At 59.8% G+C, this 19,755-nt stretch carries 21 protein-coding genes; 16 read left to right on the top strand and 5 right to left on the bottom strand.

The features are described from left to right. Positions 1–42: 42 nt before the first annotated feature. From AC13C8_RS15735 to pgi, 9 genes are all read left to right on the top strand, one after another. Entirely contained in the window at positions 43–1,095 is a 1,053-nt protein-coding gene (locus AC13C8_RS15735) for a cobalt-precorrin-5B (C(1))-methyltransferase (RefSeq protein ID WP_482848636.1), read from the top strand. Next, positions 1,092–1,823, top strand: coding sequence for a precorrin-6A/cobalt-precorrin-6A reductase (locus AC13C8_RS15730; RefSeq protein ID WP_482848247.1), 732 nt, complete (start codon positions 1,092–1,094; stop codon positions 1,821–1,823). Before AC13C8_RS15735 ends, AC13C8_RS15730 begins: the two co-directional genes overlap by 4 nt. Continuing rightward, positions 1,799–2,437, top strand: a complete 639-nt coding sequence (locus tag AC13C8_RS15725) for a DNA-3-methyladenine glycosylase family protein (protein WP_482848245.1) — start codon at positions 1,799–1,801, stop codon at positions 2,435–2,437. Before AC13C8_RS15730 ends, AC13C8_RS15725 begins: the two co-directional genes overlap by 25 nt. Then, on the top strand, positions 2,437–3,117 hold the full coding sequence (locus AC13C8_RS15720; RefSeq protein ID WP_482848243.1) for an alpha/beta hydrolase: 681 nt from the start codon (positions 2,437–2,439) through the stop codon (positions 3,115–3,117). The genes AC13C8_RS15725 and AC13C8_RS15720 overlap by 1 nt, the downstream gene beginning before the upstream one ends. Positions 3,118–3,286: 169 nt before the next feature. After that, a complete protein-coding gene (locus AC13C8_RS15715; protein ID WP_091429792.1) occupies positions 3,287–3,871 on the top strand; it encodes an HNH endonuclease in 585 nt (194 codons plus the stop codon). A gap of 50 nt (positions 3,872–3,921) precedes the next feature. After that, positions 3,922–4,872, top strand: a complete 951-nt coding sequence (speB, locus tag AC13C8_RS15710) for an agmatinase (RefSeq protein ID WP_482848241.1) — start codon at positions 3,922–3,924, stop codon at positions 4,870–4,872. A gap of 117 nt (positions 4,873–4,989) precedes the next feature. Next, on the top strand, positions 4,990–6,444 hold the full coding sequence (zwf, locus tag AC13C8_RS15705) for a glucose-6-phosphate dehydrogenase (protein WP_091429793.1): 1,455 nt from the start codon (positions 4,990–4,992) through the stop codon (positions 6,442–6,444). Then, positions 6,441–7,115 carry a 6-phosphogluconolactonase gene (gene pgl / locus AC13C8_RS15700; RefSeq protein ID WP_482848239.1) on the top strand — a complete coding sequence of 225 codons (675 nt, stop codon included), beginning with the start codon at positions 6,441–6,443 and terminating at the stop codon, positions 7,113–7,115. The genes zwf and pgl overlap by 4 nt, the downstream gene beginning before the upstream one ends. Positions 7,116–7,143: 28 nt before the next feature. Beyond that, positions 7,144–8,775 (top strand): glucose-6-phosphate isomerase, encoded by a 1,632-nt coding sequence (gene pgi / locus AC13C8_RS15695; RefSeq protein ID WP_091429797.1) that lies wholly within the window; start codon positions 7,144–7,146, stop codon positions 8,773–8,775. A 32-nt stretch (positions 8,776–8,807) separates the two neighbouring features. On the opposite strand, the gene AC13C8_RS15690 is transcribed toward pgi, so the two are convergent. Both AC13C8_RS15690 and AC13C8_RS15685 read right to left on the bottom strand, forming a co-directional pair. Then, the gene (locus tag AC13C8_RS15690) at positions 8,808–9,767 is read right to left on the bottom strand and encodes an alpha/beta fold hydrolase (protein ID WP_482848237.1); all 960 of its coding nucleotides are present in this window, start codon (positions 9,765–9,767) and stop codon (positions 8,808–8,810) included. Positions 9,768–9,787: 20 nt separating this feature from the next. Further along, the gene (locus AC13C8_RS15685) at positions 9,788–10,078 is read right to left on the bottom strand and encodes an SCP2 sterol-binding domain-containing protein (RefSeq protein ID WP_091429801.1); all 291 of its coding nucleotides are present in this window, start codon (positions 10,076–10,078) and stop codon (positions 9,788–9,790) included. A 183-nt stretch (positions 10,079–10,261) separates the two neighbouring features. On the opposite strand from AC13C8_RS15685, the gene AC13C8_RS15680 reads away from it, so the two are divergent. From AC13C8_RS15680 to AC13C8_RS15660, 5 genes are all read left to right on the top strand, one after another. Beyond that, on the top strand, positions 10,262–10,864 hold the full coding sequence (locus tag AC13C8_RS15680) for a tetratricopeptide repeat protein (protein ID WP_482848235.1): 603 nt from the start codon (positions 10,262–10,264) through the stop codon (positions 10,862–10,864). Positions 10,865–10,916: 52 nt separating this feature from the next. After that, complete coding sequence (locus tag AC13C8_RS15675; protein ID WP_482848233.1) at positions 10,917–13,832, top strand: helicase-related protein; 2,916 nt, start codon at positions 10,917–10,919, stop codon at positions 13,830–13,832. 75 nt (positions 13,833–13,907) lie between these two features. Further along, entirely contained in the window at positions 13,908–14,282 is a 375-nt protein-coding gene (locus tag AC13C8_RS15670; protein WP_482848231.1) for an RNA-binding S4 domain-containing protein, read from the top strand. A gap of 49 nt (positions 14,283–14,331) precedes the next feature. Continuing rightward, on the top strand, positions 14,332–14,667 hold the full coding sequence (fdxA, locus tag AC13C8_RS15665) for a ferredoxin FdxA (RefSeq protein WP_091429805.1): 336 nt from the start codon (positions 14,332–14,334) through the stop codon (positions 14,665–14,667). A gap of 298 nt (positions 14,668–14,965) precedes the next feature. Then, positions 14,966–15,478, top strand: a complete 513-nt coding sequence (locus AC13C8_RS15660; protein WP_091429809.1) for a CarD family transcriptional regulator — start codon at positions 14,966–14,968, stop codon at positions 15,476–15,478. 60 nt (positions 15,479–15,538) lie between these two features. Here AC13C8_RS15660 and cobS read toward each other — a convergent pair whose 3' ends face one another. Next, on the bottom strand, positions 15,539–16,327 hold the full coding sequence (cobS, locus tag AC13C8_RS15655) for an adenosylcobinamide-GDP ribazoletransferase (RefSeq protein ID WP_482848230.1): 789 nt from the start codon (positions 16,325–16,327) through the stop codon (positions 15,539–15,541). A gap of 80 nt (positions 16,328–16,407) precedes the next feature. On the opposite strand from cobS, the gene cobT reads away from it, so the two are divergent. Beyond that, entirely contained in the window at positions 16,408–17,427 is a 1,020-nt protein-coding gene (gene cobT, locus AC13C8_RS15650) for a nicotinate-nucleotide--dimethylbenzimidazole phosphoribosyltransferase (RefSeq protein ID WP_482848229.1), read from the top strand. A gap of 5 nt (positions 17,428–17,432) precedes the next feature. On the opposite strand, the gene AC13C8_RS15645 is transcribed toward cobT, so the two are convergent. Continuing rightward, positions 17,433–17,945: a class I SAM-dependent methyltransferase gene (locus AC13C8_RS15645; RefSeq protein ID WP_482848228.1), complete on the bottom strand. Its 513-nt coding sequence runs from the start codon at positions 17,943–17,945 to the stop codon at positions 17,433–17,435. A gap of 69 nt (positions 17,946–18,014) precedes the next feature. Continuing rightward, positions 18,015–18,476 carry an Lrp/AsnC family transcriptional regulator gene (locus AC13C8_RS15640; RefSeq protein WP_091429815.1) on the bottom strand — a complete coding sequence of 154 codons (462 nt, stop codon included), beginning with the start codon at positions 18,474–18,476 and terminating at the stop codon, positions 18,015–18,017. A gap of 140 nt (positions 18,477–18,616) precedes the next feature. Between AC13C8_RS15640 and hppD the strand changes: the two genes are divergently transcribed. Continuing rightward, positions 18,617–19,714 (top strand): 4-hydroxyphenylpyruvate dioxygenase, encoded by a 1,098-nt coding sequence (gene hppD / locus AC13C8_RS15635; RefSeq protein WP_482848227.1) that lies wholly within the window; start codon positions 18,617–18,619, stop codon positions 19,712–19,714. Positions 19,715–19,755: the final 41 nt, after the last annotated feature.

Below are 19,755 nucleotides of genomic sequence, written 5' to 3'. Positions count from 1 at the left end.
GGTGGATTGGCGGCGCGCAATGTGCAGCCTATAGTCAGCGCGATGAACAGTGATTTGCCCCCCAAACTGAGACGCGGATGGACCACAGGCGCCTGCGCCACTGCTGCGGTGAAAGCCGCGCTGGAGGGGTTGTGGGGTGCGGGCGTGCCGTCACAGGTCACGATCACTTTGCCCAAAGGCGAAACGCCAACATTCGAGATTGAAGCGGCGGCGCGGGATGACGGCTGGGCCGAAGCCGCGATCATCAAGGATGCGGGCGACGATCCCGACGTGACCCACGGCGCACTGATCCGCGCGCGTGTTGCAACGGGCCAGACCGGGCAGGGCATCCGCTTTCTTGCAGGTGACGGCGTAGGTATCGTCACCAAACCAGGTCTTCCGATTCCACCGGGCGAACCCGCGATCAACCCCGTGCCGCGCCAGATGATGAAATGGGTCATCCATGAAGCAGCGGATATATTTGGAAAAAGCGCGGATCTGGACGTCACGGTATCGGTTAAAAACGGCGCGGAACTGGCTGAAAAGACGTGGAATCCGCGACTTGGGATCAAGGGAGGCCTGTCGATCCTTGGCACCACTGGCATCGTGCGCCCGTTTTCCTGCGCGGCATGGATTGCATCGATCCACCGGGGCATCGACGTGGCGCGCGCCGAGGGCTTGACCCATGTGGCGGGCTGCACCGGGGCGACCTCGGAACGTGTTGTGCAGGCGCTTTATGGCCTACCGGATGGCGCCATGCTTGATATGGGGGATTTTGTTGGGGGAATGTTGAAATACCTAGCGCGCCACCCGATCCAGCGCGCAACCATTGGTGGAGGCATTGGCAAGTTGACGAAACTGGCCCAAGGCGCGCGCGACTTGCATTCGGGGCGCAGTCAAGTGGATTTTGAACTGCTGGCCGAATGGCTGGACGACAACAATGTAAAAGACATGAATACTGCTTTGGAAGCATATGAAAAACATGGAAAAAAATTGGCTGAGATAATCGTTGAAAAAGCCCGGATAGAGGCCGCGATGATGCTGCGGGGTGCCGACGTGACCCTTGATGTCGTGATGATTGACCGACAAGGCGCAGTGATCGGACGGGCGTCGTGAAGACGCTGTTGATGGCCGGCACGCGGGAGGCGCGTGCAATCGCAGACCAGTTGGCCGCCGACGGGATTGACGCCGTGGCATCACTGGCTGGTGTCACGGACGAGCCGGGATTGTATCCGATCCAGACCCGTAGGGGGGGATTTGGCGGTGAAGAATCGCAAGAACGCTTTGTGAAAATGGGCAAATTTGAAGCCGTGATTGATGCAACCCATCCGTTTGCAACGCAGATCTCCAGTCGGACACTGACCATCGCGCGTCGGCTTGGGCTGCGGCATCTTCGTGTGTTGCGTCCCGCGTGGCAGGCCCAGGACGGCGATCGGTGGCACAACGTTACGACGCAAGACGATGTTGACAAGCTGGTCCCCAAAGGGGCGCGCGTTTTTCTGGCAACGGGCGCACAATCCATCGACGAATGGTCCAAATTTGCCGAAGGCAGAACGCTGTTTTGCAGGCGTGTGGATCGAACCAATGATCCGTTTCCTTATGACGGCAGTTGGATCATCGGCCAGCCGCCCTTCGTGTTCGCATATGAGATGAGGTTGCTGAAAACCTATGCAGTTGATTGGGTTGTGGCGCGAAATTCAGGTGGCCCAACCCGCGCAAAACTTGATGCAGCCCGCGCTTTGGGGCGTCCCGTTGCCTTGCTGGAACGGCCTGCCATGCTGGAGTGCGACCACGTGCAGTCTGCGCAGGAGGCGCTGGCGTGGCTGACCAAGCAGAACGCCTGATCCATGGGTCAGACTGCCTGCGCGAAGGGGCAGACTGGCTATGTGTGGTAGAGCCAGCCTTCCAACATGTGCGAGATCAAATCGACGACATCCCTTTGCGCCTGCGCGACGACGGGTTCGGGGCGTTAATGTTTGCCATTGTGGGCCAGCAGGTTTCAACCGCATCCGCCGCTGCAATCTGGGCGCGGGTCGAGGCGGCTGGGATGGTGCTGCCCAAAACGGTCGCCGCCGCAAGTCACGAGGAGCTGGCCGCTCTGGGCCTGTCGCGACCCAAGATCCGCTATGCCCAGGCGCTGGCCGGGGCAGGGATCGACTATCCAGGTTTGCGCGCCATGCCGTCGGATCAGGTGATCGCCACGCTGACCGCCGTGCCGGGCATCGGGCTGTGGACCGCCGAGATTTACGCCCTGTTTGCCTTGGCGCGCGCAGATGTCTTTCCGGCAGGCGATCTGGCCCTGCAAGAAGCAACAAAGCTGCTCTTTGACCTGCCCGCGCGCCCGAAGGAAAAAGGGATGCGATCGCTTGCGCTGTCGTGGTCTCCGTGGAGAGGCGTTGCGGCGCGGCTGCTCTGGGCCTATTACCGTGTGCAAAAGCAACGCGAAGGGATCCGCTGATGAACCGAATACTGGATGTGAAACGCCGCGCAGCGACTTCGGGCACGACCAAATCGGTTGTCGTGTTTCTGCACGGTTACGGGGCGGATGGGGCGGACCTGCTGGGTCTGGCTGACCCGTTGTCGGAGCACCTGCCCGACACCACATTCATCGCCCCGGACGCGCCGGAAAAATGCGCGGGCAACCCGTTTGGCTTCCAGTGGTTTCCCATTCCATGGCTGGACGGATCCTCGGAAGAGGACAGCATGAATGGTGCCAATCAGGCCGCGCAGGATATCGACGCGTTTCTGGATCGGGTGCTAGAGGATGAGGGAATACGTCCCGAACAACTTATCGTTTTCGGGTTTTCGCAAGGCACGATGATGGCGCTGCGCGTGCTGCCCCGCCGCGACGACCCCATCGCCGGGATCGTCGCGTTTTCGGGCCGAATGTTGGAACCCGACCAGTTCGCGGATCACATCAGGTCGAAACCGCCGCTGCTGTTGGTGCATGGTGATCAGGACGACATGGTGCCGCCGGGCCATTTCTCGGAAAGTGGTGAAATCCTTCAGGCGAACGGGTTTGAAACCTATGGCTTCATCATGAAAGGCACCGGGCATGGCATTGCTATGGACGGGTTATCGGTGGCGCTGAGCTTCATTCAGGACAAGCTGGGGATCACACCTACGGCACAGAAATAGACAATCCTGTCATAAGCCTGACACAGACGACCCTCATACCTGCGTTACCCCAACATCATGGGGCTTGTCAGGTTGATCTGCCTATATATAGTCAACCTATGAGCATGGGGCGGGCGTCCCCGCCCCGATGGCCCGAACAAGGGCGTATACGGTCGAGGTTTGACGCGTGATGGATGGCAATTTCAGGACAGAGTTTGTGCGCGAAGGCGGCGGGGTCAAGACCCATGCCGCGCTTGTGCTCAATGCAGATTATCGGCCTTTGTCATATTACCCCCTTTCCCTGTGGCCATGGCAGGAGGCGGTGAAAGCTGCCGTGCTGGATCGGGTCAACATACTCGCCGAGTATGATGAGGTGGTCCGAAGCCCTTCGCTTGAGATACGGATCCCCTCGGTCGTTGTCCTGAAAGATTATGTGAAACCTCAAAAGCGCGTGGCCTTCACGCGCTTTAATCTTTTCTTAAGGGACGAGTTCTGCTGCCAGTATTGCGGGGCCAAGGGCGATTTGACCTTTGATCACGTGGTGCCGCGTGCCGCAGGCGGCGTGACCAGCTGGGAAAATGTCGTTGCGGCGTGTCAGCGGTGCAATCTGCGCAAAGGGTCCAAACCCTTGCGGTATTCGGGGCTGAACCTGCGCAAACCGCCGCGCCAACCCGCTGCGGAAGAGTTGCGAAATGTTGGGCGAAAGTTCCCTCCGGGCCACCTGCATGAAAGCTGGGTGGACTTTCTGTATTGGGATGCAGAACTGGACGCGTGACGGACACCGCGCAAGGCGATAGCCTGCCCCAACGAAAAGGAAGCTTCGCCATGTCTGATCCGTTCTTCACCCCCATTTCCGGTTTCGACCTGCCGCGCTTTGCGGGGGTTCCGACCTTCATGCGCCTTCCTCATGTGGAATTCGATCACCCCCGATTTTCCGATGTCCAGATCGGCTTGATCGGCGCACCGTGGGACGGGGGCACCACGAACCGTCCGGGGCCACGCCATGGCCCGCGCCAGGTGCGCGACATGTCCACCATGATCCGCGCGCAGAACGGCGCGACCGGTGTGCGGCCCTTCGAGGCCGCGAACTGCGCCGATCTTGGCGATGTGGCCCCGAACCCAGCCGACCTGATGGACAGTTTGCAGCGGATGGAGCGATTCTATGCGCGGGTGAAGGCGGCAGGTATCAGGCCGCTGACCGCAGGTGGCGATCATCTGTGCACCTTGCCGATTTTGCGGGCGCTGGCCAGGGATGCTGCCTTGGGTATGGTTCATTTCGACAGCCATACGGATCTTTATCACTCCTATTTCGGCGGCACGATGTATACCCACGGCACCCCTTTCCGCCGCGCGGTAGAGGAGGGGCTGTTGGACCCCTTGCGCGTGGTGATGATCGGCATTCGCGGCACCGCCTATGACAACGAAGACCGGGATTTTGCCGAAAGCGTCGGGATCCGCGTCATACCGATCGAGGAATTCCATCAGCGCGGTGTGGCCGACGTGATGGCCGAGGCACGCGAAATTGCAGGATCAGGCGACACCTATGTCAGCTATGACATCGACTTTGTTGACCCGGCCTTTGCGCCTGGCACCGGCACCCCAGAAGTTGGCGGTCCGAACTCGTTTCAGGCGATCGACGTGGTGCGCCACCTGAAAGGCGTGAATATTGTCGGCGCGGATCTGGTCGAAGTATCGCCACCATTTGATGCCTCGGGCGCGACGGCCTATCTGGGGGCGTCGATCATGTTCGAGCTTCTGTGCATGATGACCGCCTAATTCCGCATTGGCCCCACTTTAGCTTGAGATAGGGATGATGAATGCTAGACTTTGCATTGCGGGACAGGTAGAAGCCATGTCAAAACCCGTTAGCGCTAACAGAATTTGGAGTAGCCCATGGTCTCGCGCGTCATTCCCGTCGATCCGTTCGATCTTGTGATTTTTGGGGGCACCGGCGACCTTGCCCGCAGGAAAATTTTGCCCGGCTTGTATCGGCGCCATCTGGACGGCCAGATGCCCGACGATGCGCGGATTATTGGGGCTGCGCGTGGAGATATGGATACGGATGGTTATCGCACTTTCGTCGAATCCGCTGTGCGCGAGTTTGTGTCAAAAAAGAAATGCAATCCGAAGGTCCTGAAGAGCTTTCTTGAGCGTCTGAGGTTCGTTCAACTGGATGCGACAGGAAAGCAGGGGTGGACGGATCTGAAAGACGTGGTGCGGCAGGATATTGTTCAAGCCTTTTATTTCTCGGTCGGGCCAAGCCTGTTTGGACCCATTGCCGAACGGTTGCACACGCATGGGATCGCTGGTCCAACTGCGCGCATCGTGGTCGAAAAGCCGTTCGGACATGACGAAGCGAGTGCGCGGGCGCTGAACGCCTCGCTGGCCAAGCATTTCGATGAGTATCAGATTTACCGGATCGACCACTATCTGGGTAAAGAGACGGTGCAAAATCTGATGGCGCTGCGGTTTGGTAATATGCTGTTCGAACCATTGTGGAACGCGCAATACGTGGATCACATCCAGATCACCGTCGCGGAAACTGTTGGCGTCGAAGGGCGTGGCAGCTATTACGACAAATCCGGCGCGATGCGGGATATGGTGCAGAACCACCTGATGCAGCTTTTGTGTCTGACCGCGATGGAGCCACCCTCGAAATTCGAACCCAACGCGGTGCGCGATGAAAAGCTCAAGATCATCCGCGCGCTTGATCCGGTGGCCACCGACGACATCGTGCGCGGTCAGTATCGTGGCAATGATGATGTGGCGTCCTATCTTGAGGATGCGGAAACCGGTGCCAGCACCACCGAAAGCTTTGTGGCAATGAAGCTGCAAATCTCGAACTGGCGCTGGAATGGCACGCCGTTCTATCTGCGCACCGGCAAGCGGATGCGTGGACGGATGTCCGAGATTGTGGTGCGTTTCAAGGAGCCGCCTCACTCCATTTTTGACGAGGATACCGGCCAATCCGCCAACGAATTGTCCATCCGTCTGCAACCGAATGAAGGCATGGATCTGAAGGTCACGATCAAGGAACCGGGTCTGGGTGGGATGCGCCTGATTGACGTGCCGCTGGACATGACCTTTGCCGACGCCTTGGGGGAAGAAGCGGCCGACGCCCCCGATGCCTATGAACGGCTGATCATGGACGTGATCCGGGGCAACCAAACCCTGTTCATGCGCGGCGACGAGGTCGAAGCGGCCTGGGCCTGGACCGATCCGATTATTGCCGGGTGGCAGGATCGTGGCGACAAGCCCAAACTTTATGACCCGTTCTCGACTGGGCCGGAAGAGGCGCTTATGCTCTTGCACAAAGACGGTCGCCGATGGAGGGAGATCCGCGAATGAAACTGGTCGAATATGCCGATCGCGACATGATGATGCTGGACTTGGCCGACAAGATCGCGTCAGAACTGGCGATGGCACTTGATCGCGAAGACCGTGCCGCGCTGGCGGTGCCCGGTGGCACAACGCCAAGCCCGGTCTTTGACGCTTTGTCCGCTGTCGATCTGGACTGGGCGCGGGTGGACGTGATGCTGACCGACGAACGTTGGGTGCCCGAAGACAACCCGCGTTCGAACACCGCATTGTTGAAGAAAAGACTGTTGACTGACAAAGCCGCCGCCGCCCGTCTGATCCCGCTTTATGGCGGAACAGCGGCGCCCGAGGATTGTCTGGACACATTGTCTGAAGGCATTCGGGGCGCGCTGCCGCTCTCGGTGGTGTTGCTGGGCATGGGCGAGGATATGCACACGGCCAGCCTGTTTCCGGGGGCGGACCGCTTGTCGGATGGGCTGTCCCCGAAGGCCCCGGCTCTGCTGCCGATGCGTGCGCCGGGGGCGGATGAACCGCGTGTTACGTTGACCGCGCCGGTTTTGAATGGCGCCATGTCGAAACATCTGCTGATAATGGGGGAAGGTAAACGCGCCGCACTTGCATCCGCAATTGATGCCGCTGACGCGTTCGACGCTCCGGTCAAGGCGGTTTTGACGGATATGACAGTTCATTGGGCCGCGTGACGCAGGCCGGAGATATTTGAGGAAGATCATGAGTTTCAGCGAGTTGAAAGCCTATTGCGCGGCAAATGATGCAAGCCGAATATCAGACCTGTTTGCCGACGACACCCGCGCCGGTTCGTTCTCGACACAGGCGTTGGGGCTGGTGTTTGACTGGTCCAAAGTCGCCCTTGATGACGACGGTGTCGACCTTCTGCTCGCGCTGGCGGACGACGCGCAGGTGGCCGCACGCCGCGCGGATATGTTCGCGGGCAAGAAGATCAACCTGACCGAGGATCGCGCGGTGCTGCACGTGGCCCTGCGCGCCGGTGGCGACACGCGGATCGAGGTGGACGGCACTGACGTCATCCCCCAGGTGCATGAAACATTGGCCCGAATGCGCGACTTTGCCTCGCGACTGCGGTCAGGCCAGATCCGTGCACCGGGCGGTGGGCGGTTCCGCGATGTGGTGAACATAGGGATCGGCGGGTCTGACCTTGGCCCCGCGATGGCGACGCTTGCCTTGTCTCCGTATCATGATGGACCGCGTGTGCATTTCGTCTCGAACGTCGATGGGGCGCAGATTGCGGACGTGCTGGCGGGACTGAATCCGGCGGAAACACTGGTGATCGTGGCGTCCAAGACCTTCACCACCATTGAAACCATGACCAACGCCGCCACGGCCCGCGATTGGCTGGCGCGCGAAGTGGGGCTGGGGTCTGTGGGGCTTCATTTCGCGGCCCTGTCATCAAATCTGAAAAAAACGGCCGAATGGGGCATCGCGGATGAACGCGTCTTCGGGTTCGAGGACTGGGTTGGTGGGCGCTATTCGATGTGGGGTCCGATTGGCCTGTCCCTGATGATCGCCATCGGCCCGGATCGGTTTGACCAGATGCTTGAAGGCGCCCGGTCGATGGACGAACATTTCTGTCATGCCCAAGGTCGGGACAACATGCCCCTGATGTTGGCGCTTGTGGGGATCTGGCACCGCCAGATCTGTGGCTATCCGACCCGCGCGGTCTTGCCCTATGAGCAGCGTCTGGCCCGCCTTCCGGCCTATCTTCAGCAGTTGGAGATGGAGAGCAACGGCAAGCGCGTCGCCTTGGATGGCAGCCTGTTGGACGAGGTGTCCGGCCCGGTGGTCTGGGGCGAACCCGGCACCAATGGGCAGCACGCGTTTTATCAGTTGATCCATCAGGGAACAGATATCATTCCGTGTGAATTCATGGTCGGCGCGTCGGGGCACGAGCCAGAACTCGACCATCAGCACAGATTGTTGATGGCCAATTGTCTGGCGCAATCACAAGCCTTGATGCAGGGCCGGTCGCTCGAGGTGGCGCGCCAGATGATGCAGGCACAGGATTTCGAAGGCGAAGAACTTGAACGCCAGGCCGCGCACCGCGTGTTTCCGGGCAATCGTCCGTCGACCACCTTGCTCTATCCCAAACTGACACCCGAAGTGCTGGGCCAGATCATCGCGCTTTACGAGCACCGCGTGTTTGTGGAAGGCGTGATCCTTGGCATCAACTCGTTTGACCAATGGGGTGTCGAGCTTGGCAAGGAACTGGCCGTGGCGTTGGAGCCGGTGGTATCTGGTGCTGCGGATGGGGCCGGGCTTGACGGATCAACCCGCGCTTTGGTGGCGCATCTGCAAGCGATGAAGAAGAGCCGAACTGTAACTTAGCTCGACTGATCGCCAACAGATTGGCGTCGGGGTCAGGCCGCCGATGTGGTCTTGCGCCCTTGGGCCAGGTCTTTGATCGAGGTGTAAACCCGACTGCGCACTTCTGGCGCTTCCATAATCACTTCGTGCTGAAACCCTTGCAGGATTTCAAGCCGCCCGTTCGGCCAGCGGGCCATCAGCGCGTGGATGGGCGCGGGTTCGACAATGCGCTCATTCGTGCCCAACCATGTCACAGCGGGCACATTTGGTGCAGCCATGCTGGCAAGCTCTCTCATCTCGGTCAGCGCGGCAAAAAGCCAGCCCGCCGTCGGGCCGCCAAGCGTCAATTCAGGGTGGGCTTTCGCCTGATCGCGCATCATGTCCCACATCTGGGCATTTGTCGTCAGCATGTTGTCATCAAACGGTTCCGCCAGCACATAGGTCTGGCGCGCGGTTCCGGGTGACAAGGCCAGCTTCCATGGCGACCGGTGCAAAGCCCAGGAAAAGCCCCAGGCCAGTGGGCGGACGGGTTTGGACAAGATGATGCCCCACATTGGTGCGCTGAAACAGGCTCCGGCAACCTCCAGCCCGTTGTGCAGCGCACGCAATCCGATACAGCCTCCCATTGAATGGGCGAGCATTGTAAAGGGGCGGGGCAGATCAAGCTCGGTTGCCAAGGCCATCATCTGGGCCAGATCGAGCTGGTATTCGTCGAAATGGTCGACATGACCCAGCGCACGTTCGTTGTCCGGCCGGTCGGCCAAACCTTGTCCGCGCCAGTCGATGGTCAGCGTGTCAAATCCACGCTCGGCCAGTTCGGCGGCGATCAGCCCGTATTTCTCGATATACTCCGTGCGGCCGGGAAACAGCAGAACGGTGCCGCGCCTGGGCGATCCGTCCTGCCGTGGCCAATGGGCCAGACGCACCCGCACACCGTCCGACGCCATGCGCCAAAAGGCGCGCCCACCGGGCGGACCATTCGCGATGTCGTTGAACAGGGGTGCGTCTGACATGCCGTGTCCTTCGTATGGCCTTAGCCCAGAGCAGCGCCAAGCTGCATTGCCAACCCCATGTCACCATCCACCGACAGCTTGCCGCTCATGAAGGCCGTGGTTGGGTTCATCTCGCCTGACAGCATGTCCTGAAACACATCGGAATCGGCGGTCAGAGTGACGTCAGCCTCTTCGTCGCCCACCCGTGCGCCATTGCCATCGACCATGATGGACCCGGCTCCGTTCAGCACAAATTTCGCCGTGCCGCCGTCAAAGCCGCCTTCCATTTTTTCATTCAGGGCGGCCACTGCCGCATTGATCACGTCACTCACGTGCTATCCTCCGTTTTCTGCCCATCCAGGCGTCAATATCGCGGGAATGCTAACGCAGTGCTGACGCAGGCGTAAATCGCTTTTCGCGGAAGTGACGCGCGGGAAGGTCGCATTGCTGCGATAATCCGCCGGTTGCACGGGAATGTGTCTGTTGTGACGCCTCGCTTCTGATAAAGTTTCGACATGGTTCGCACAAGTATCTTTGCCGCGTCGATTCTTGCGCTGATGACTGGTCTGCCCATTTCCGGCGCAGCCCAGACCTCCGAGCCGTCATCAAGCGCGCCCGCAACCACCACCGCCCCCGTGCCCATGACGGACAAGCTTGACCAGCTTTTCGTCCAATTGGCCCAGGCTGATGACAGCAATTGGAAAGCGCTTGAGGATGAGATCTGGGAGCTTTGGTCGCGGTCCGGGTCAGACGCGTTCGACCTGCTTCTGGACCGGGGTCGCAACGCGATGGACGCAGGCGATTTCGAAGTCGCGATCGAGCATCTGACCGCGCTGACCGACCATGCCCCTGATTTTGCCGAAGGCTGGAACGCACGCGCCACGGCCTTTTATCTGTCCGGGCGGCTGGGTTTGTCGCTGGATGACATCGCGCGAGTCCTGACGTTGGAGCCGCGCCATTTCGCTGCCTTGTCCGGGCTGGGGATTATTCTCGAGGAGTTGGGCGACAATCGCGGCGCGCTTGAGGCCTATCGCCTGTCGCTTGCTATACATCCCCGAAATCCACGCGTAAAAGAGGCCGTCCAACGGCTTGAATCTGCCGAAGGACGGGATATCTGAACGGAACGGGCGCAGGCAATTGCGCCCACCGACACGGACGGAAGGGCAGAACATGGTCTCGGACAGCGCGCGGGGTGGCCCGCGGATCACCGCCGTGCTGGGTCCGACCAACACAGGCAAAACTCATTATGCTCTGGACCGGATGCTGGGCTATCGCAGCGGCGTCATCGGTCTGCCGCTGCGCCTTTTGGCGCGCGAGGTCTATGACAAGCTGGTCGGTTTGCGTGGCCCCAATGCGGTCGCGCTGGTCACGGGCGAAGAGCGGATCGTGCCCGAACGCGCGCAATACTGGGTCGCCACGGTCGAGGCGATGCCGCTGGGTCTTGGCGCCGATTTTGTCGCCATTGACGAAATCCAGCTTTGCGCCGACCCCGAGCGCGGCCATGTGTTCACCGACCGTCTGCTGCATATGCGCGGCACTCAGGAAACGCTGTTCCTGGGGTCCGACACCATGCGCAGCGCGATTGCGGGATTGGTGCCCGAGGTGCAGTTTCTTTATCGCGAACGATTTTCCGAGCTTGTCCATGCTGGATCCAAGAAACTCAGCCGGATGCCGGGGCGATCTGCGATTGTCGGATTTTCCGTTGATAACCTCTATGCCATCGCCGAACTGATGCGGCGCCAGAAAGGGGGTGCGGCGGTGGTGATGGGCGCGCTGTCCCCGCGCACCCGCAACGCTCAGGTCGAGATGTACCAGAATGGCGAGGTCGAGTATCTGATCGCCACGGATGCCATCGGCATGGGGCTGAACCTTGATATCGACCATGTCGCCTTCTCGGCCCTGTCTAAGTTTGACGGGAACCGGATGCGACAGCTTGCGCCCAATGAGTTGGCACAGATCGCTGGCCGGGCCGGGCGGTATATGAAACATGGCTCGTTCGGTGTGACGGGTGAGGCCGCACCGTTGTCGGACGAGGTGGCGGAGGCGATCACCTCGCATTCCTTCACACCGATCCGAAAATTGTGTTGGCGGAATGCCGACTTGACGTTTGGCAATCTGCAGGCGCTTATCCGCTCACTCGAACTGCCCACCACCAACAACTGGCTGACACGCGCGCGCGATGCCGATGACGTGGTGGCCCTGAAGATGCTGTCCGAGGACGCTGAGGTCGTCGCCCGCGCCACCGACGGGCGCTCTGTCGGGCTTCTGTGGGACATATGCCGTTTGCCTGATTTTCGTGGTATCAGTCATGCAGAGCATGCCAGCCTGATCACCAGCCTGTTCAGTGACATTCACGAGCATGGGCGCGTGCGCGAAGACTGGTTTGCCCGGCAAGTGAAGCGGATCGACCGGGCCGAGGGCGATATAGATACCCTTTCCAAGCGGTTGGCGTATATTCGCACATGGACATATGTGGCACAGCGCCGCGACTGGCTGGACGATGTTGCCCATTGGCGCGGAGAGACTCGTGCTGTAGAAGATCGCCTGTCGGATGCGTTACACAGCGCCCTGACCAAAAGATTTGTAGATCGCCGCACATCGGTATTGCTGCGGCGGTTGAAACAGAAGGAGAGCCTCGTGGCTGACGTGAATGACAAAGGTGAAGTGACGGTCGAGGGACAATTCGTTGGCCGGTTGGACGGGTTTCAGTTCAGCCAGGACTCGTCCCAGAGCCCGGAAGAGGCAAAAACCCTGCGGGCGGCGAGCCTGAAGGCGCTTGCGCCAGAATTTCACCTGCGCGCGGACCGGTTCTATAACGCGCCGGATACCGAGCTGGATTTCACCGAGCAAGGTGGGCTGATGTGGGGCGAGCTGGCCGTTGGCAAGCTGGTCAAGGGTGATGAACTTCTGAAACCGCGTGTGCAGGCATTCGTCGATGAAGAGGCCGGCAGTGATGTGGCCGAAAAGGTCGCGCGTCGGTTGCAGCATTTCATCGATCGCAAGGTGCAGGCGCTGTTCGAGCCGCTGACCACCATCGAGAAGGACGAGACGCTGACCGGCCTGGCGCGTGGCTTCGGCTTCCGCATGATCGAGGCGCTGGGGATTATCCCGCGCGATCAGGTGGCACAGGAAGTGAAGGATCTGGATCAGGATGCCCGGTCTGCCTTGCGCAAACACGGTGTGCGCTTCGGTCAGTTCACCATCTTCATGCCGCTGCTTCTGAAACCTGCGCCGACCCGGTTGCGTCTGGTTTTGGACAGCCTGTTCAAAGACTTGTCAGAGTTTCCTGAATCGCCGCCGCCCGGCCTTGTCACGATCCCGGTGGTCGAGGGCGTGGATCAATCCGCCTATATGCTGGCAGGTTATCGCCCCGCCGGAGCGCGCGCGATCCGCATCGACATGCTGGAACGTCTGGCCGATCAGCTGCGTGCCGAAGACAGCCGCGGCGGGTTCGAAGCCAAGGCCGACATGCTGTCGATCACCGGCATGACGCTGGAGCAGTTCGCGGATTTGATGCAGGGGCTTGGTTATAAGGCCGCGAAGGCCGAGCGTGTGAAGGTCAAAGCGCCCGCAGCAGACGCCGAAAATAAATCCGCCGATGGCGACCCGACCGAGACGCCCACGGAAGCACCAACCGAGACACCGACCGAAGCGCCTGCTCAGACGCCGGATGAGACCCCGTCAGAGGCACCGGCTGAACTGCCTGTCGAGATGCCAAGCGAAACGCCGGGCGAGGTGCCCGCCGAAGTGCCGACCGAAACCTCTGCCGAAAGTGCAGAAGCCCCAGAGGCATCCGAAGCCCCCGAAGCCCCCGAAACCGAAGTGTTCTATACCTTCACATGGGGCGGCTTTGGTCGCGCCCGTGGTGGGAAACCGCGCGGGGACCGTGCGCAAGGTGATCGACCGCGTGGCAAACAAGGTGGCAAGCCCGGTGGTAAAACCGGCGGCAAGCCGGGCCGGGGCGGTCCACGCAAAGGTCCACGCGACACCAAGCCGAAAAGCTATCAGTCCGGGCCACGAAAAGAAAAAGCCATCGACCCGGACAATCCCTTCGCCGCCTTGCTGGCGCTGAAGGAAAAGAACTGATTGACGGGAAGCGACGACATCACCGCATCCGGGGGCAGGGGAACCACCCCGCCCCCCGGTGCACATGGTTCAAAGATGCGTGCCGATAAATGGCTGTGGCACGCCCGGTTCTTCAAAACGCGCAGTCTGGCCACCAAGCTGATTTCTGCGGGGCATTTACGCGTCAACAGCGACAAGATTTCGAAGCCGTCATTCAACGTTGGGGCCGGTGATGTGCTGACCTTTCCGCAAGGTCGACAGGTTCGGGTGATCCGAATCCTTGCCCTGTCAACGCGGCGTGGCCCGGCAGCCGAGGCGCAAACGCTCTATGTTGACCTCGATCCGCCAGACATGGGCAAGAACACTGTCCCTGATCCGTCCAAGCCCATACTCCAGTCTGACCGCAAAGGGCGTCCGACCAAGAAAGATCGTCGCAGCTTGGATCTTTCGCGCAAGCGATACCTTGAATGATCGCGTCGCCTGCCATATTGGGTGCTGTATGCCAAAGTGAGGTGTCATCATGACCTATGTCGTCTTAGACAATTGTATCGCCTGCAAATATACGGATTGTGTGGAAGTCTGCCCTGTAGATTGTTTCTATGAAGGCGAGAATATGCTGGTGATCCACCCAGATGAATGCATCGACTGTGGCGTGTGTGAACCGGAATGCCCCGCCGACGCCATCCGCGCCGATACCGAACCAGGCACAGAAAGCTGGGTCGAGTTCAACCGCAAATATTCCGAACTATGGCCCGTGATTATCGAGCGCAAGGAGCCTCTGCCCAACGCGGAAGAGCGGGACGGAGAAGAAGGCAAGCTGCAAAAATACTTCTCGGAAGCCCCGGCGGAACAGTGATTCGAAATCTGCGCAAAACAACGCCGATTTTGACCGTATTTGACCGTCGGTCAGTAAGGTAACATGCTGAGATAGAAGTGAAAATATCGCCTGCCGCACCGCGGCGCTTTCGCGGTGCCGTTTTTTGTGGTATGATGACCGTGAATTTGTTGGGGCAAGCAACGCCGGATGACGGTGAAACGTACCGAAAAATGAAAGCCAACCGACGGGTATTCAGATGCCCTGCGGTTTTTTGTCGACCGGTCAAGAATATGCCCACCCAGCAGAAAACACAACAATTGCGCGAAGGATGCGTCGTATGAGCAAGAAAAAGCTGGATTTCCGCCCGAACGAATATGTCGTCTATCCGGCCCATGGGGTTGGTCAGATCGTCTCGATTGAAGAGCAGGAAGTCGCTGGGATCTCACTGGAACTTTTCGTCATCTCGTTCGAAAAGGACAAGATGACCTTGCGGGTTCCGACCCATAAGGCCACCGAAGTCGGGATGCGTAATCTTGCCAGCCCGGACGAAGTGTCGGATGCCATGAAAACCCTGAAAGGCAAGGCCCGCGTCAAACGTGCGATGTGGTCGCGCCGTGCCCAGGAATATGAGCAAAAGATTAACTCGGGCGACCTGCTTGCAATTGCCGAGGTCGTGCGCGACCTGCACCGCACCGATGATCAGCGCGAACAAAGTTATTCCGAGCGCCAGCTTTACGAGGCTGCACTTGAACGCCTGACTCGCGAAGTTTCAGCGGTTGGCGGTGGCGATGAATTGGCCGCGCAGAAGAAGATCGGTGACGTGCTGCAATCGCGCGCTGCGGCTGCGTAATTTCACTTCTTGAAAATGAACCGCCGTCTGCATGTGTCAGGCGGCGGTTTTCGTTTGCGATCAGCTCAACAGCGCTGCGAACACCGCCAGCGCCGAGATTTCAGCAACCTGTTGGCTGGCCCCCAGAATGTCTCCGGTCTGGCCGCCGATCTTCTGCCGGGCAATGATGGCAAGGATTACCATGCCCAGCCCGACCCAGAAAAACAGGGCGATCAGGGCGTAAGGGGTAAAGACCAAAGCAGCCAGAAGGGCGCATCCAGCACCAAGCAGCAAGGTGTTCTGTGGCACCCGCCCCACGGATTGTGACAGGCCGGAATCGCGGGCATTTGGCAGGGTAAACATCAGTGCCACCATGGGTGCGCGGCTTACCACTCCAACCACCATCAGCGCCCAGAATGCGCCATCAGTGGGCAGGATCACCGCCAATGACGCGGCGCGCAGTCCGAGCGACAGCACCAAAGCGATCACGCCAAAGGCGCCGATGCGGCTGTCTTTCATGATCTCCAACCGCCGCGCCTGGGTTACGCCACCCCACAGCCCATCGGCAGTATCGGCCAGCCCATCTTCGTGCATCGCGCCCGTGATCATCACCTGGGTCACAAGCGCGGCCAAGGCTGCCCAAAGGGCTGGCAGGTCGAACCCAAGGGCGGCAAACCCGACCAGCGCGCCCAGCCCCGCGGGGATCATCCCGACAAGGGGCCATGCCCAGGCCGACCGCGCGCCGCGTTTGACAGCCGCATCAGTGTCCAACCGGATCGGCAAACGCGTCAGAAGTCCGACCGCCGCAGGGATGTCCGCCAGCGTTGCCAGTGCATCGTCGTCAGTGGGGCGGGTGTCGTCTTTGGTCATAATTGGTCTTTTGCGGTCTGGTTGCGGTCCACGGCCATGGGTAAAGAGAGAGGCATCGGGAATCAATCGGGAACCACGCCATGACCATCACGCCCTTCGCCACCCTTGCCGCGTTCAAAACCCTGCTTGCTGGGGCGTGTGGTCCCGACACGGCGGCCCGCGCGGCGGCAGAGGAGCGCAACGGTCAGCTGACCAAACCCCCCGGTGCGCTGGGGCGGCTGGAAGACCTGGCGATCTGGTATGGCAGCTGGCGCGGTACCGGGCGGCCTGCGATCAAAGCGCCTCAGGTTATTGTTTTTGCAGGTAATCACGGCGTGACCGCACAAGGCGTCTCGGCTTTTCCTGCGGAAGTGACCGAACAGATGGTTCTGAACTTCCAGCATGGCGGCGCTGCGATTAATCAATTGTCCAAGACATTTGGGGCCAAGATGGATGTGTATGCGTTGTCGCTGGATCGGCCCACGGCAGATTTCACCCAAGGCCCGGCGATGAGCGAGGAGGAATTGGTCGAGGCTTTGCTGACGGGCTGGAACGCGGTCGATGCGAATACCGACTTGCTGGTCACAGGCGAGATGGGGATCGGCAACACAACCTCTGCCGCCGCGATCGCCCACGCATTGTTTGGCGGTGAGCCGGGTGATTGGGTCGGGCGCGGCACCGGGGTGGATGACGCGGGTGTGGCGTTGAAGACGCGGGTGGTGGCTGACGGTTTGGCGCAGAACCCCAAAGCCAGGGGCAACGGGGCCGAAGCGCTGCGTTGTCTTGGCGGGCGCGAGTTGGCAGCCATGGCCGGTGCCATCGCGCGCGCGCGTGTTGACCGCATCCCGGTGATCATCGATGGCTTCATCTGTTCGGCGGCTGCGGCCTGTTTGCACCAGATGTCGGACACCGCTCTCGACCACGCCGTGGCGGGTCACAACTCCGCCGAAGCGGCACATGGGCGCGTTCTGTCCGCACTGGGGAAAGAGCCGCTTCTGTCGCTGGGCATGCGTCTGGGCGAGGGGTCGGGAGCGGCCCTGGCCATCGGCATCCTGCAAGGGGCCGTGGCGTGCCATTCCGGAATGGCAACCTTTGCCGAGGCGGGCGTGGCAAACGGATAACGCGATCAGATCCGCCGCATGAACAAATAACCCGATTGGCGGACCTCCACCGCCCAAGCGGTATCGTGTGCGTCTATTGTGCGTTCAAAACCCGTGATGTTCGACGGCTCATCAGCGATCAGCAGCCATCCTTGATCCGCCACGTGATCCAGCAGCCGGGCAAGGACGTCGTGTCGAGCGGATCGCGTCAGCATATGAAGTGTCCGGTCGATCAGGATTACGTCAAAGACCCCGTCTGGCTGGTAGGACGTGATGTCAGCAACCACGCCTTCGACGGGTAGATCTTCCCGCTGCGCCGCCGCTCCAAGATCGCGGATACCATGGGGCGAGAGATCAACACCAACGACGACATGCCCTTGTCGCGCGATGAACAGCGCATCGCGACCCTGTCCGCAACCAACGTCCAGAACGCGAATGGGGCGACCGTCAAGCCGGTCAAAGAATCGGGTGAAGGTCTCGGTGGGTCGGCCAAGCGCGTCAGGCGTCTTGCTGTAGAGTTTGTCGTAATCATAAGCCATGGACCCAGCGATAACGGATGCGGATCAGAATGGCTAAGTGAAATATTTCGTGATCGGCCCGGTCCGGGTCTACCCATGATCGGTGGGCAGTGGTGCGTCCTGCTTGACGTGATCCAACACGATCTGGCTTTGCACCCGCGCGACCGAGGGATGCGGCAACAGCACCTCGTGGATCAGCACGTTCAGCGCCGAAAGGTCGCTGCAATAGACCCGCATCAGGTAATCGGAATTGCCGGTCAGGGTCCAAACCGATGTGACCTCGCTGCGAAAGTTGACCAATCGCAGAAAGGCGCGTGCTGACTCGGGCGACTGGCTTTCCATCTGCACTTGCACAAAAGCCTGCACCTGCAAACCAAGGCGCGTCGGATCAAGCCGGGCGGCATAGGCGCGGATATAGCCCTGTTCCTCAAGCCGCGCGCGTCTGCGCCCGGCCTGACTGGGTGACAGGTTCAGATAGTCACCCAAATCCTGCGCCGTCATCTGGGCGTCTTGCTGCAATGCTTTCAGCAGTTTTCGATCCGTCTCATCCATATGCGTAAAACTCGCGTATATCGCTTTAACGTGCACGTTGTGCGCAAATTTAGCGGTTAACAATGCAAACAATGCGCGGAAATATCAAGCTGAATGCAGGATACTCGTTAGGTAACGTGTTAACGAACAGGAGTGAGCCAATGGGTCCGTTTCCACATGATGCCCCGCGCGCAGAAATCAGTGACAAAAACCCCGCGGGAACCGACGGGTTTGAATTTGTCGAATTTGCCCATCCCGATCCGCAGGAACTGCGCGATCTGTTCACCAAGATGGGGTTTGAGCAGACCGCCAACCACAAGACCCGCAAGATCGAGCTGTGGCAGCAAGGTGATGTCAGCTATCTGATCAACATGGAGCCGGGCAGCCACGCCGCGAAGTTCATCGCGGAACATGGCCCCTGCGCGCCCTCGATGGGCTGGCGCGTCGTCAATGCCCAGCACGCGTTTGACCATGCAGTGAAGATGGGCGCAAAACCCTATGATGGTGACGGCAAGGCGATGGATGTGCCTGCGATCTATGGCATCGGCGAGTCGCTGATCTATTTCATCGACCAGTATTTTGACACCAGCGCTTACAATGAAGAGTTTGACTGGATGTCGAATGCCCATCCGAAAGGCGTCGGCTTTTATTACCTCGATCACCTGACGCACAACGTGTTCAAGGGGAACATGGACGTATGGTTCCGGTTCTATGGTGATCTGTTCAATTTCGAAGAAATCCGGTTCTTCGACATTCAAGGCAAGCACAGCGGGCTGTTCAGCCGCGCGCTGACCTCGCCCTGCGGAAAAATCCGTATCCCGATCAACGAAGACCGCGGCGAGAAAGGGCAGATCGTCGCTTATCTTGAGAAATACAAAGGCGAGGGCATTCAGCATATCGCTGTCGGCACCGAAGATATCTATGCCTCGGTAGACGAGATTGCGGGGCGTGGCCTGAAATTCATGCCCGGCCCGAACGAGGCCTATTACGACATGTCTTATGATCGTGTGAAAGGTCACGAAGAGCCAAAGGACAAGATGATGAAGCACGGTATCCTGATCGACGGCGAAGGAGTCGTTGGCGGGGGCGAGACGCGCATCCTGTTGCAAATCTTCTCGAAAACCGTGATCGGCCCGATCTTCTTCGAATTCATTCAGCGCAAGGGCGACGATGGGTTCGGCGAAGGGAACTTCAAAGCCCTGTTTGAATCGATCGAACGCGAGCAGATCGAAAAAGGCGAGCTGGGCGACGTGGCCTGATACACGAAAGTCCGGGCGCAATGCCTGAGACGAGCGCATGA

It is taken from the genome of Aliiroseovarius sp. B-4, assembly GCF_056857795.1.
This window is presented reverse-complemented; position numbering and strand designations above follow the sequence as displayed.

Bases quoted from the DNA above. Each gene is read 5' to 3' on its own strand.
- AC13C8_RS15735 (WP_482848636.1), top strand. From the start codon at position 43: ATGAACAGTGATTTGCCCCCCAAACTGAGACGCGGATGGACCACAGGC.
- AC13C8_RS15720 (WP_482848243.1), top strand. From the start codon at position 2,437: ATGAACCGAATACTGGATGTGAAACGCCGCGCAGCGACTTCGGGCACG.
- AC13C8_RS15715 (WP_091429792.1), top strand. From the start codon at position 3,287: ATGGATGGCAATTTCAGGACAGAGTTTGTGCGCGAAGGCGGCGGGGTC.
- speB (WP_482848241.1), top strand. From the start codon at position 3,922: ATGTCTGATCCGTTCTTCACCCCCATTTCCGGTTTCGACCTGCCGCGC.
- zwf (WP_091429793.1), top strand. From the start codon at position 4,990: ATGGTCTCGCGCGTCATTCCCGTCGATCCGTTCGATCTTGTGATTTTT.
- pgl (WP_482848239.1), top strand. From the start codon at position 6,441: ATGAAACTGGTCGAATATGCCGATCGCGACATGATGATGCTGGACTTG.
- pgi (WP_091429797.1), top strand. From the start codon at position 7,144: ATGAGTTTCAGCGAGTTGAAAGCCTATTGCGCGGCAAATGATGCAAGC.
- AC13C8_RS15690 (WP_482848237.1), bottom strand. From the start codon at position 9,767: ATGTCAGACGCACCCCTGTTCAACGACATCGCGAATGGTCCGCCCGGT.
- AC13C8_RS15680 (WP_482848235.1), top strand. From the start codon at position 10,262: ATGGTTCGCACAAGTATCTTTGCCGCGTCGATTCTTGCGCTGATGACT.
- AC13C8_RS15675 (WP_482848233.1), top strand. From the start codon at position 10,917: ATGGTCTCGGACAGCGCGCGGGGTGGCCCGCGGATCACCGCCGTGCTG.
- AC13C8_RS15670 (WP_482848231.1), top strand. From the start codon at position 13,908: ATGCGTGCCGATAAATGGCTGTGGCACGCCCGGTTCTTCAAAACGCGC.
- fdxA (WP_091429805.1), top strand. From the start codon at position 14,332: ATGACCTATGTCGTCTTAGACAATTGTATCGCCTGCAAATATACGGAT.
- AC13C8_RS15660 (WP_091429809.1), top strand. From the start codon at position 14,966: ATGAGCAAGAAAAAGCTGGATTTCCGCCCGAACGAATATGTCGTCTAT.
- cobS (WP_482848230.1), bottom strand. From the start codon at position 16,327: ATGACCAAAGACGACACCCGCCCCACTGACGACGATGCACTGGCAACG.
- cobT (WP_482848229.1), top strand. From the start codon at position 16,408: ATGACCATCACGCCCTTCGCCACCCTTGCCGCGTTCAAAACCCTGCTT.
- AC13C8_RS15645 (WP_482848228.1), bottom strand. From the start codon at position 17,945: ATGGCTTATGATTACGACAAACTCTACAGCAAGACGCCTGACGCGCTT.
- AC13C8_RS15640 (WP_091429815.1), bottom strand. From the start codon at position 18,476: ATGGATGAGACGGATCGAAAACTGCTGAAAGCATTGCAGCAAGACGCC.
- hppD (WP_482848227.1), top strand. From the start codon at position 18,617: ATGGGTCCGTTTCCACATGATGCCCCGCGCGCAGAAATCAGTGACAAA.